This is a genomic window from Breznakia sp. PF5-3, assembly GCF_029504745.1.
Taxonomy (GTDB): Bacteria; Bacillota_I; Bacilli_A; order Erysipelotrichales; family Erysipelotrichaceae; genus Breznakia.
Genome location: NZ_JAQFIQ010000057.1, coordinates 1 through 12,438, shown reverse-complemented (window position 1 = coordinate 12,438; position 12,438 = coordinate 1). Strand labels below are relative to the sequence as shown.

Sequence of the window (12,438 nt, the reverse complement as noted above, 5' to 3'; positions counted from 1 at the left end):
AACACTCCCTAATTGAAGTATATCACATTCTCACGCACATTTACGTAAGTCTAATGTTTTATTAAGATATCTCTTAGCTTTATAATACGAAAGATACCAGAATTATCTGATATCTATTTATCTGATTTTACATTAATTCGATTAATTGCTTTACGCAATGCAATTTCAGCACGTCTCATATTCACATCACTTTCATGTTGTTGCAGACGTTTTTCTGCTCTTGCTTTCGCTTCTTGAGCACGAACAATATCAATCTCATCTTCTCCTTCAATTGAGTCAGTTAAGATATTTACTTTATTATCCTTAAACTGTAACATCCCTCCTGAAAGAGCATATTCTTTTATATCGTTATTTTCTTTTACTACTTCCAATTTGCTAATTTCAAGCATTGCAACCATTGGCATATGATCACTTAGCAAACCAAATTCGCCATCTTTACTACAGGCATTGATTTGAATAGCATCACTTTCAAGATATAATCCATTAGGTGTTATCACACGAACTTTAATCATTTTATTCACCTAATGTTTTTGCTTTTTCGACAACATCTTCAATCGTTCCAGCAAACATAAATGCTTGTTCTGGAAGATCGTCGTAATTACCAGCTAACAATTCTTTGAAACTGCGAATCGTATCTTCTCTTGTAACATACTTACCTTTCATACCAGTAAATTGTTCACCAACATTAAATGGTTGTGATAAGAAATTACGTACACGACGTGCTCTATTTACAACAATTTTATCCTCTTCACTTAATTCATCCATCCCTAATATCGCAATGATATCTTGAAGTTCTTTATAACGTTGCAATAACGTTTGAACATCACGTGCTACTTGGTAGTGTTCTTCACCTACAACAAGTGGATCCAAAATTCTTGAATTTGATTCCAATGGATCTACTGCTGGATAAATTCCTAACGATGCAATTCCACGGTCTAATACCGTTTTCGCATCCAAGTGAGCAAACGCTGTTGCAGGAGCTGGGTCAGTAAGGTCATCCGCAGGCACATACACTGCTTGTACAGAAGTAATTGATCCATCTTTTGTCGATGTAATACGTTCTTGTAAAGCACCCATTTCTGTCGCTAACGTTGGTTGATATCCAACCGCACTTGGCATTCTTCCTAATAAGGCACTTACTTCACTTCCCGCTTGTGTAAAACGGAAAATATTATCAATAAATAAAAGTACGTCTTGGTGATCCACATCACGATAGTACTCAGCCATCGTAAGACCTGTAAGAGCAACTCTCATTCTCGCACCTGGACTTTCATTCATCTGTCCATATACCAATACGGTCTTATCAAGTACTCCTGAATCTTTCATTTCATGATACATATCATTTCCTTCGCGAGTACGTTCTCCTACACCAGTAACAACACTCTTTCCACCATGTTCTTTGGCAATATTATGAATTAATTCTTGAATTAATACGGTTTTACCAACACCTGCACCACCAAACAATCCAATCTTACCACCTCTTGAATACGGACAAAGTAAGTCAATTACTTTAATTCCCGTTTCCAACATTTCAGCTGAAGTTTGTTGTTCATCAAAACTTGGCGCCTCACGATGAATCGGCATCTTTTTAACACTATCTGCTAAAGGAGACTTCTCATCAATTTCACGACCTAATACATTAAACATCCTACCAAGTACTTCTTTTCCAACTGGTACTGAAATTGGTGCTCCTGTATCAATCGCTGCCATTCCTCTTACAAGTCCATCTGTAGAACCCATGGCAATACAACGAACTCTTTCATCACCAATATGTTGAGCAACCTCAACAACAAGCGATTCTTTTCCATCTAGAGGAATATCGATCGCATTTAATAACTTTGGTAAATGTTCACTTGCGAAAAGAATATCCACAACCGGCCCAATGACCTGAACAATTTTTCCTTTGTTTTCACTCATACTCTAACTTCCTCCTCTATCATAAAGCATTCGCTCCACCAACAATTTCCGTTATTTCCTGGGTAATTGCTGCTTGACGTGCTTGGTTAAATTTCAATTCTAATCCATCACGAAGCTCCTGAGCGTTATCTGTCGCATTTTCCATTGCACTTTGACGCGAAGCTTGTTCACTTGTTTTCGTCTCCAACCAATAACTATATAGCAAAGACTTCAAATAAAGCGGAACCAATTCATCCAAAATGGCTTCTCCATCTGGTTCAAAAATAGTATCTTGAATCAATACATCTTTTTCCAAATCATAATTTCTCTCCACCGGAAGAAGTTTTATGATTTTAGGTTCAAATGACATTGAATTAATAAACTCTGTATACAATATTTGGATTGTTCCAATTTCTTTTTCCACATACATTTTTAAAGCTAAATTTGCAACATCAACAATATCTTCATACGCTTCTTCATCAACATTATATAAACTTTTCACTACTTGATATCCACGCCTTGTTACCCATGCTCCACCTCGGCTACCCAAAATAATCATCGGATCTTCTGGATTTAGATGTTCTTGAATCATTTTAAAAACATTGGCATTATATCCACCACATAACCCCATATCAGAAGTATAAACAATCGTTAATACTCGCTTTGAATTATTTGGCATTAAATAATGATGATCACTCGCTTTAATTGAAGATAAAATAGTATCCACACTATCTTTCAAATAAAAAGCATATTCCTTATTATTTTCCATTCGTTCTTTCGATTTCCTCAGCTTACTAGCAGCCACCAATTGCATAGCTTTGGTAATCTTTTTTGTAGAATCAACCGAACGAATACGATTCTTAATTTCTAACTTACTAGCCATAAGCTACCCTTTCAACGCTTCAAAACCCTTTGTATATTCACCCAAAGCTTTTTTCAAACGTTCACTTAAATCGTCGCTAATACTTTCTTCATTCGCTAGTTCATTAACAAGTCCTTCATATTTTGTATGCATAAATTCATGCATTCCTTTTTCATATTCTTTTATATCCTCAACTGCTACCTTCACCAAAAAACGATATTTCGCAGCAAACAAAGACAATACTTGATCTACTACACTAAGTGGTGAATATTGTTCCTGTTTCAATAACTCTGTTAATCGTTCTCCATGATCCAAAGTTGCTTTTGTTGTTGGATCTAAATCACTACCAAATTGTGAAAAGGCTTGTAATTCACGATATTGTGCTAGTTCCAGTTTCAAAGATCCAGATACTTGCTTCATCGCTTTTACCTGTGCAGCACTACCTACCCGTGAAACCGAAAGTCCACTATCAACGGCAGGACGTACCCCTGCATTAAACAACTCTGTCTGTAAGAAGATTTGCCCATCGGTAATAGATATTACATTCGTAGGAATATAGGCAGCAATATCTCCTGCTTGTGTTTCAATAATTGGTAATGCTGTCAGTGAACCATTTCCATATTCTTCATTTAACTTCGCACTTCTTTCAAGTAATCTTGAATGAAGATAGAATACATCACCTGGATATGCTTCACGTCCTGGTGGACGTTTTAATAATAGTGACATCGTACGATATGCTACTGCATGTTTACTCAAATCATCATAGATGATAAGTACATCATCACCATTCTCCATCCACTCTTCACCAATTGTACATCCTGAATAAGGAGCAATGTATTGTAGAGGAGCAGCTTCACTTGCTGTTGACGATACAATCGTTGTATAACTAAGTGCATCTTTTGCTCTTAACTTTTCCACAATCTGTGCTACGGTACTTGCCTTTTGTCCAATAGCAACATATATACATTTCACATTTTGTCCCTTTTGATTCAAAATCGTATCAATTGCAATTGCTGTTTTTCCCGTTTGACGGTCTCCAATAATCAACTCACGTTGTCCTTTTCCAATTGGAATCATTGAGTCAATACATTTTAACCCTGTTTGCAATGGTTGATGTACAGACTTACGCGTCATAACCCCAGGTGCCACTCTTTCAACTGGACGATATTTCTTGCTTTCGATTGGTTCTCCACCATCAATTGCTTGTCCAAGTGCATTTACAACTCTTCCAAGCATCATATCGCCTACTGGTACCTCGATAATTCTACCCGTACGCTTTACTTCATCGCCTTCTTTTATATTCGCATCAGAACCCATAAGTACGGCTCCAACATGTTCTTCTTCTAAGTTTAAAACCATTCCATAAATATCATTAGGGAATAACAACAATTCCCCAGCCATCGCTTTTTCTAAACCATAGATAAGCGCGATTCCATCTCCGACTGTAATTACGGTTCCAGTTTCACTGATTTCTAGCGTCTCATCATAACGCTTGATCTGATCTTTTATAATCTCACTGATTTCTTCAGGTCTTAAATCCATTCTTTCCACCTCGCTTCTCTATAGTACTTTTTTAACCACTTGCTCCTTCATACGATTCATTTGGTTTTCAATTGTATTATCCAATACTTCCCCATGAACCTTAATACGAATACCTGCAAGTAATGTTTCATCTATTCTTGTTTTAACTTCAATCTTTTTATCAAATCTTTTTTCTAAAATCTTCACAATGGAAGATAATTCTTCATCATCCAATGATTTTGCACTATACACATAGGCAATTTCAATACCATTGAATTCATTGTATAGATGAATATAATCCTTCTTTATCTCATGAATACTTTGAAAACGATTACGATCCACCAACAACTTCAAAAAATTAATAATCAATGGATCTACATCCTTAAATATCTTCACAAGAATTGCTTTACGATCTTCTTTTTCCACTTGTGGATGTTTCAACACTTGTGATAATTCTTGATTTTCTAAAATAACATTATCAATATTCTCTAAGTCTTTTTTGAATACATCTAATTTCTTTTCTTCTTTGCCTAATTCAAAAAGGGCTTGAGAATAACGAACTGCTGCTAAGCTTGCCATTTGTCATCCTCTTTTGCTTGATCAATAAAATCTTTCACATATTTTTTATGGACATCATCATCCAACTCTTTTTCTACAACTTTTTTCGCCGCTAAAAATGCAACTTCACTAATTTCTTCTTTAATTTGCTCTTTCACATTTGCTTTTTCACGCTCAATATCATGAAATGCTTTTTCTTTCATGATTTGGGCATTATTTCTAGCTTCAGCCACAATCTCCCCAGCCTCTTGACTAGCCTTTTTCTTAGCTCCTGAAACAATTTCATTCGCTTCATCACGAGCACCTGCAAGCTTTTCTTCATACTGTACCTTCAGTATTTCACTCTCCTGTAGGTTTTTTGTTGAAGTATCAAGTTCTTCTTGAATATGCTGTTGTCTACCATCTAAATACTCTTTTGCATATTTCCAAAAAAACTTACGCGCAATTACAACTATCAAAAAAGTAGAGATTAAGACTAATCCCATATCCATTAAATCAATTCTCAGATAGTTATCTATGTTTATATTCATAGGATTACTCCCTCCTTAAATGTAAGAATAATTACGCTGCTTTTATAAAAATCAATAACAATGCAATTACAAGTGCATAGATACCAGTTGTTTCCGCCAAAGCGATTCCCAATACCATGATAGAACGAATTTTACCAGCTGCTTCTGGATTACGTCCAACAGCTTCTGCCCCTTTACCAGCAGCAATCCCTTGTCCAATTCCTGATCCTAATCCACCAATCATTGCAATTCCAGCACCCAATACGGCCATACCTGCTACAAAAAATTCATTAAATTCCATTTTTTTCTCCTCCTAAATAAAATTTATTATTTAATCATCCATTGTTCCAATGGCATCTGCCAAATAGAACGATGTTAATGTAAAGAATATATACATCTGCATAAATGCTGTAAAGATATCAAAATACATATGTAGGAATGGTGTTACAGCAAACAACACTCCACTAAAAGGAAGCAAGGATTCAATCATAAAGTATAATAACGAAATGATAATCGTACCTCCTAGTAAATTTCCAAACAAACGTAACGTAAGCGAAATTGGTGTAGCTAAATCCCCAATAACATTCAAGATAAACAATCCTGCCATCGGTTCCATCCACGCTTTGATTTTCCCTTTAATTCCATGAAGCTTTATATCACTTCCATGAATTAAGACAATAAACATAAGCGTCAACGTTATCGTTACACTAATATTCGAAGTTGGTGGCTGTAAGCCTAACAACCCCATCAGATTACTGATAACCATTACAATCATAATCGTTCCCATGAATGGTAAATATTTCCATGTTTTTTCATTCAAATTTCCTTTTACCACCATCGAACATAAATTTACGACTTGTTCAAAAACCAATACAACTCCAGTTGGTGCCTTTGTTGGATCTGCCTTTTTGATCTTACTACCTGCCCAAACAAGTAACAATGTCACAAACAAACAGATGACTAACCAAATCAGAATACTCTGATGAATAACTAATTCAAAATCACCAATCGTAATAAGCAATCCGTTTATTTCGTCCAAACTCAGACCTCCTTTCGTGTTCTGATCGTATAAACCTTAATTGCAAGATTTATACTAAAAAATCCCAATAACATAAATATTATATTTAAACCTACCTGCATTCCCACAACTAACATCACAGCGTAGATTAAATACCGAAGTACAAAATGCACAGTAGCAAGCCTTGTCGCATTGCCACTTTTCAAAATGCTTTTACTGGATACTACAATCCAGCGAAACCCAATAATATTAAGCACACCGCCATATACAACACCTAAGAGTGCTTTCCAATCTTGGGTAACAATCATGACGATCCCTGCAATTACAAGGATGATAGCAAGTGCTATGTATTCAATTTGTTTATACATTTTCTCACTTTGCATCATTTTCACCAGCATCTTTCACTAACTGATACAGACTACCAATGATTACATATAGCAATAATGCAATCATAATAAATGGTGTCGTATGCAACTTTTCATCTATATAGTTTCCCAGTAGAACAGCGATTATAACTCCCGCAATCATACGCGATATAAACCGCATGACTGACATTTGTTTCACTATTTCGTACCAAAAATCCTATCTCCAGCATCTCCTAATCCTGGAATAATATATCCTTTTTCATTTAATTTTTCATCCAATGCTGCTAAATAAATATCAACATCAGGATGTTGTTCTTCAATTACTTTCACACCTTCAGGAGCTCCTACCAAACAAACTAAGCGAATATCTTTTGCTCCTTGTTTCTTCACCATATCAATGGCTGCACTAGCACTACCGCCAGTAGCCAACATTGGGTCTACAATCATAACAATTGCATCTTTGATATTTGGTGGATATTTTTCAAAATATACATGTGGTTGCAATGTTTCTTCATCACGATATAAACCAACATGAGCTACCTTTACTGTAGGTATTAAATTAGAAATTCCATTTACCATTCCTAACCCCGCTCTTAGAATTGGAACCAAGATAATATCTTTTTCCAACTCGTACGTATTCATTGGTTGAATTGGTGTCTCAATTTCAACTTCTTTTACAGGCAAATTACGAGTAATTTCATAAGCCATCAGACCTCCGATTTCATCTAAGTTTTCTCTGAAATCTTTTGTCTTTGTTTCCTTCTTACGCATCTGCGTAAGTTTATGAGTAATTAGTGGATGTTCTAGTACTTTTAACATAATTATTTTCTCCTTATTCAATAAACCTTAATACTACAATTATACTACCATCAATATTCACAATCAACGAATTTTCGCCCAAAAATAAAATGGGATTTCTGTATTTTATAACACATCTACCCCATTATGAAATTATACTTCGCAGTGATCTCTATTTTGCAGTCTTTCTGCTAATGGATCTTCTGCATATACGATTTCATGACCACGATCTTTATAAACGATTTTAAGTAGGATCGGAGTTATGATGGTTGTTATGATAACCATGATAATAATCGGTGTAAAAAACTCTTCTTTCATAAGCCCTGCACTTACTCCTTTGGTAGCAATAATTAGTGCAACTTCTCCACGACAAATCATTCCAACACCAATTCGCAAAGCACTAATATTAGGAAGCTTACATAGTTTAGCACCCAAACCACAGCCAATAATTTTACTCAATATTGCAATCAAAACAATTAAAACACTAAATAATATAATATCACCATTCATTTCAGGGATTACTGCTTTCAAACCAATACTAGCAAAGAATACTGGGGTAAAAAACAAATACCCTAATGTATCGATACGATGCGTTACATAGGTACAACGAACTGTTTTCGCAATCATTAACCCTGCGACAAACGCTCCCGTTATATCCGCTACCCCAAACACTTCTTCCGCAATGAATGAATAAATCAAACAAAACGCAAATGCAATGATAGAAAAACGACGACGATCAATTTTTGATTTGCGCATCCAATTATCAAATTGTTTATGGAAAAAGTATCCAATTACACCACTCAACACAAAGAATGCTACAATTTTAAACATTACCAACCAGATGTTCACATCACCTTGGGCCATTCCCATAACAACAGTCAATGCGATAATTCCTAATACATCATCAATCAAAGCTGCTCCTAATATAATATTTCCACTACGTGAAGATAATTTTCCTAACTCTTTTAACGTTTCAACGGTAATACTTACCGAAGTAGCTGTTAAGATAACTCCAATAAACACATTTTGCAACATGGCATTAGTACCTGTATTGAAAATAGCAGCAGCCAAGAACCCACCTATTAAAGGAACAACCACTCCTAATACAGCAACCAAAAAGCTTGCTGTACCAGTTTTCTTAAGCTCTGATATATCCGTTTCCAAACCAGCAGAAAACATTAATATAATTACCCCTACTTCACTCACTTGAACTAAAAAATCTGTTTCATGTAGTAGGTTAAATCCCGCAGGTCCTAAAATCAATCCAGCTAACAGTGCCCCCACTACCTGAGGCATTGCAATACGGCGCGTAAACAAACCTAACAACTTTGTTGACAATAAAATTATTGCAATATCTAACAAAAAATAATAAGACATTTCGTATTCCCCCATTTTTACCGAATGAACTTATTGTACTCCTATTTTTTTAAAAGTAAAGCGAACTTAAATAAAATTATTTTTTAAACGCTCTCATTCACCAATACTTCGCTATTATCGTACTTTTCTTGATCTTCTAAAGCTATCATTTCCTTCATTTCCTTACGAATGAAAATAGCCGCTAAAACCACTGCTGAACCATCTGCAATCGGTCCTGCATAAATTACTCCATCAATACCAAACATCATAGGAAAAAGCAAAATAAGCGGTAGCAAGAAGATTACTTGGCGTGTCAAAGATAAGAAAATCCCTCGACTTGCTTTCCCAATTGATGTAAAGAAATTAGAAGTAACAGGTTGAATCCCATTTAAAAAAGTAAAAAACATATAGACCTTTAAAAATTGTGTCCCAAATTTATAATACAACTCATCACCATTCCCAAAAATACTGATAATCTGTCTTGGGAATAATTGAAAACACAAAAATGCTATAGTAGCAATCATCGTTACGGATATTACTGCTATTCGATATGTATTTCGTACTCGTTCATAATTCTTAGCTCCATAATTAAAACTAACAATGGGTTGACACCCTTGGGCTATCCCAATTGCAAAAGCCATAAAGACAATATTCACTTTTGAAACCACACCTACCACTGCTAGTGGAATATCACTACCATAAACAGATAAACTACCATAATGGCGTAAAACATTGTTCATTGCAATTTGCACAAGCATCAACGCTAATTGATTAAAGCATGAAGCTGCACCCAAGGAAGCAATCATCTTTGAATATTCACTTGATATTTTAAAATCATCTCTTTTTAATTTTACTGTTTTAAAATGTAGTACATATACAAAAACCAAAACACCAGATACAATTTGCCCAATAACGGTTGCCCATGCACCACCAGCAATTCCCATATCAAAAACAAAAATAAATAAAGGATCTAAAATGGTATTTAATAGTGCACCAACAAGCACAAAGACCATTGCTAACACAGGGCTACCATCTGCTCTTACTAAATTTCCGCCACCAGTTGAGAAAATTAAAAACGGTATTCCAATTGCTGTAATACTTGTATATGTCAATGCATATGGCATAACTTTTTCACTAGAACCAAAAATTGTCATCAATGGTTCTAAAAATAAAAAGACAATAAGCATTAAAACGACACCAGATACCAGCATCAAGCTTACACCTGTCCCAATAACTCTTTTGGCACGCTCTTTTTTCCCAGCTCCTAATGCTAAATTAAAATTAGAAGCACTTCCCAATCCAATCAACAATGCAATTGCTGTACAGATTGTGGTAAGTGGAAAGGCAACATTAGTTGCAGCATTCCCTAAAAGCCCAACACCTTGCCCTATAAAAATCTGATCTACTATATTATATAATGCACCAACAAGCATACTAATTACTGCCGGTATTGAAAATTTAATGATCAATTGTTGAATCGGTTTTATTCCTAATGGATTTTCACTTGTTTCATTTATCATTCTATTCCTCCTCACTCTATTTGACATTTTAGTACGCTTGTACTAGAATGTCAATATGAAAAAAGACATAAAATTAGAAATTATGAGCACCGCTCGAGAACTATTCAATAAATTCGGCTATAACGAAGTTTCGCTTCGCGATATTGCTTCCGAATTGCAAATCAGTGTTGGAAATCTTACCTATCATTTCAAAAAAAAAGAAGATTTAGTTGAAGCTATCGTTATAGAACGACACAAACATTATATCCAACCTCAACCTGTATCAACACTTAAAGAACTAAACGATTTCTTTTATTGGATACGAAAGCATCATAAACAAAACAGTTATTATTATAAACATTATCGTCAACTTGCTCATACCAGTCCTAAAATTCATAAAATACAACAACAGGCAACAAATGACTTATATCAAGCATTAAAGCAAACCTTTCAAAATCTAATAAAAGAAAATATAATAAAGGAAGAAACAACCACTGATCAATATGAATCTTTAATTCAAATCATTATGGCTTCCAATGTATATGGAATCCCTGATGTTAAAGAATTCAAAAAGCGATCTTTAATCCAAACATATTGGAACATTATACACGCTGTATTAACCAAACAAGGAGAAAAAGAATTTAATAAATTAAAAGCATCAGGTAAAATTATCTGATGCTTTTAATTTGCGTCTAAAGATATACATATCCTCTTTCCTATGATCACTTACTTTACACCCTTCACTTTCCTAAAAGAGAACCTTTTGTTTCCTCTTCCGTTAAAACGAACCCTCTTTCCTCTTATGCAAGAATCTATGCATTCTCCCTTTTACTTGCTTTAAACTTGTTCAAAGCTTTTGGCGCTTTCGGTTGACAAACTCGGTTTGCCGAGGCACAAGATAATGTCCCAACCGATTTTTTCAAACATATATTTGAAAGTTTTTTAAGTAAAAGTTTTTTCATTTGAGAACCTCCGTTTCTTGTATACTAATAATATATACTAAAAAAAGGCGTTTGTGTAAAAACTGTGACATTTGGTCGGTGAAACGGTAAAAATGGTATCATTTTATTAAAATCGAGCAAAAAAAGCGATTATTTTTCTCATAAAATTCAATATTCCCATCATTGCGATAAGCAATTTCTTTGATACTTCCAATGCCATAACCATGGCCTTTTTGTTTCTTGGTTGTCTCCAAATTTACATTCTCTTTTAACACACTTTTTGCTATCGAATTGCTCACAACAATGTGTAAGTATTCATTTTTATCTTCAATTCGGACTTCCACACTTTCTCCAGCACAATTCTCTATTGCATTATCAATTGCATTTCCCAAAAGGATTGCCAAATCTACATCAGGAATCTTTGGTTCTCGTTGAAAGTTAATAATAAATCGCATGGATAGATTTTTTTCCAACGCTACACTATTTTTTGTATTCAAAATATAATTAACAACTTCATTAGGTGTTAAAATAACTTTTTGCTCTGTCTGTACACTTTTATAATGTGAACGAACAAGTTCCAATGCTTCTTCTTCACGATTTTCTAGCAACAAAAATTCCATATGTGATAATAAATGTTTTAAGTCATGACGCATCTTACTTGTTTCACGATTCACTTCCAAAGCAACCTCATTTAAATTGGTTTGATAATTCAATGATTGTATCTTCAACTCATTCTCAATTTCTTTCTCATTGCTTACCTGCAACTTAAAAAAAACAAGGAAAACGGAAATAATTAACAACAACAAGCCTGATAGAGCTACTGCTACATCAACCAAATTTACAGAGTTCAAATATAAGATATCTTCTAAACTTGTATAGATTAATGATGATGCAATTGAAAAAACAGCAAACCCTGCAACGACTGTTGTTTGTAAAGAAGAAGATTTTAATTTCCGCCTTTCATGTGCAATCAACTGACTAATTACTAGATACACTAGCCTACACAAAATAACCACCACTTTGATGTGAACCCCCAAAGTTAGACAATAAACTAACAAAGGGGGTTTTTCTTATGAAGTTGACTAACGAAATTAAAAAGAAGATTGTTTTAGAAA

General features: G+C 34.6%; 16 protein-coding genes. 1 reads left to right on the top strand and 15 read right to left on the bottom strand.

Translation table 11 applies throughout. From position 1 onward, the window contains the following. Nucleotides 1-113: 113 nt before the first annotated feature. The 13 genes from M2475_RS10605 to M2475_RS10545 form a co-directional block, all read right to left on the bottom strand. Complete coding sequence (locus tag M2475_RS10605) at nucleotides 114-512, bottom strand: F0F1 ATP synthase subunit epsilon (protein WP_277491443.1); 399 nt, start codon at nucleotides 510-512, stop codon at nucleotides 114-116. Between the two features lies 1 nt (nucleotide 513). Then, nucleotides 514-1,917 carry a F0F1 ATP synthase subunit beta gene (gene atpD, locus M2475_RS10600; protein ID WP_277491441.1) on the bottom strand — a complete coding sequence of 468 codons (1,404 nt, stop codon included), beginning with the start codon at nucleotides 1,915-1,917 and terminating at the stop codon, nucleotides 514-516. A gap of 19 nt (nucleotides 1,918-1,936) precedes the next feature. Then, nucleotides 1,937-2,779, bottom strand: a complete 843-nt coding sequence (atpG, locus tag M2475_RS10595) for an ATP synthase F1 subunit gamma (protein ID WP_277491439.1) — start codon at nucleotides 2,777-2,779, stop codon at nucleotides 1,937-1,939. Between the two features lie 3 nt (nucleotides 2,780-2,782). Continuing rightward, nucleotides 2,783-4,300: a F0F1 ATP synthase subunit alpha gene (gene atpA, locus M2475_RS10590; RefSeq protein WP_277491437.1), complete on the bottom strand. Its 1,518-nt coding sequence runs from the start codon at nucleotides 4,298-4,300 to the stop codon at nucleotides 2,783-2,785. Nucleotides 4,301-4,318: 18 nt separating this feature from the next. Next, the gene (locus tag M2475_RS10585; RefSeq protein WP_277491435.1) at nucleotides 4,319-4,858 is read right to left on the bottom strand and encodes a F0F1 ATP synthase subunit delta; all 540 of its coding nucleotides are present in this window, start codon (nucleotides 4,856-4,858) and stop codon (nucleotides 4,319-4,321) included. Continuing rightward, the gene (gene atpF / locus M2475_RS10580; protein WP_277491433.1) at nucleotides 4,846-5,367 is read right to left on the bottom strand and encodes a F0F1 ATP synthase subunit B; all 522 of its coding nucleotides are present in this window, start codon (nucleotides 5,365-5,367) and stop codon (nucleotides 4,846-4,848) included. Before atpF ends, M2475_RS10585 begins: the two co-directional genes overlap by 13 nt. A 31-nt stretch (nucleotides 5,368-5,398) precedes the next feature. After that, entirely contained in the window at nucleotides 5,399-5,647 is a 249-nt protein-coding gene (gene atpE / locus M2475_RS10575; protein ID WP_277491431.1) for an ATP synthase F0 subunit C, read from the bottom strand. Nucleotides 5,648-5,677: 30 nt separating this feature from the next. Continuing rightward, nucleotides 5,678-6,385 carry a F0F1 ATP synthase subunit A gene (gene atpB, locus M2475_RS10570; protein ID WP_277491430.1) on the bottom strand — a complete coding sequence of 236 codons (708 nt, stop codon included), beginning with the start codon at nucleotides 6,383-6,385 and terminating at the stop codon, nucleotides 5,678-5,680. 2 nt (nucleotides 6,386-6,387) lie between these two features. Continuing rightward, nucleotides 6,388-6,747, bottom strand: a complete 360-nt coding sequence (locus M2475_RS10565; RefSeq protein WP_277491429.1) for an ATP synthase subunit I — start codon at nucleotides 6,745-6,747, stop codon at nucleotides 6,388-6,390. Continuing rightward, a complete protein-coding gene (locus tag M2475_RS10560; RefSeq protein ID WP_346780385.1) occupies nucleotides 6,737-6,892 on the bottom strand; it encodes an AtpZ/AtpI family protein in 156 nt (51 codons plus the stop codon). The genes M2475_RS10565 and M2475_RS10560 overlap by 11 nt, the downstream gene beginning before the upstream one ends. A gap of 35 nt (nucleotides 6,893-6,927) precedes the next feature. Beyond that, nucleotides 6,928-7,548, bottom strand: coding sequence for a uracil phosphoribosyltransferase (upp, locus tag M2475_RS10555; protein ID WP_277491428.1), 621 nt, complete (start codon nucleotides 7,546-7,548; stop codon nucleotides 6,928-6,930). A gap of 132 nt (nucleotides 7,549-7,680) precedes the next feature. Beyond that, complete coding sequence (locus M2475_RS10550) at nucleotides 7,681-8,904, bottom strand: cation:proton antiporter (RefSeq protein ID WP_277491427.1); 1,224 nt, start codon at nucleotides 8,902-8,904, stop codon at nucleotides 7,681-7,683. An 83-nt stretch (nucleotides 8,905-8,987) separates the two neighbouring features. After that, on the bottom strand, nucleotides 8,988-10,403 hold the full coding sequence (locus M2475_RS10545) for an MATE family efflux transporter (protein ID WP_277491425.1): 1,416 nt from the start codon (nucleotides 10,401-10,403) through the stop codon (nucleotides 8,988-8,990). Nucleotides 10,404-10,458: 55 nt separating this feature from the next. Between M2475_RS10545 and M2475_RS10540 the strand changes: the two genes are divergently transcribed. Further along, a complete protein-coding gene (locus M2475_RS10540) occupies nucleotides 10,459-11,058 on the top strand; it encodes a TetR/AcrR family transcriptional regulator (RefSeq protein WP_277491424.1) in 600 nt (199 codons plus the stop codon). 136 nt (nucleotides 11,059-11,194) lie between these two features. Here the strand turns inward: M2475_RS10540 and M2475_RS10535 are convergent, their stop codons facing one another. Both M2475_RS10535 and M2475_RS10530 read right to left on the bottom strand, forming a co-directional pair. Beyond that, the gene (locus M2475_RS10535) at nucleotides 11,195-11,344 is read right to left on the bottom strand and encodes a hypothetical protein (RefSeq protein WP_277491423.1); all 150 of its coding nucleotides are present in this window, start codon (nucleotides 11,342-11,344) and stop codon (nucleotides 11,195-11,197) included. 98 nt (nucleotides 11,345-11,442) lie between these two features. Further along, a complete protein-coding gene (locus tag M2475_RS10530; protein WP_277491422.1) occupies nucleotides 11,443-12,330 on the bottom strand; it encodes an ATP-binding protein in 888 nt (295 codons plus the stop codon). Nucleotides 12,331-12,438 lie beyond the last annotated feature (108 nt).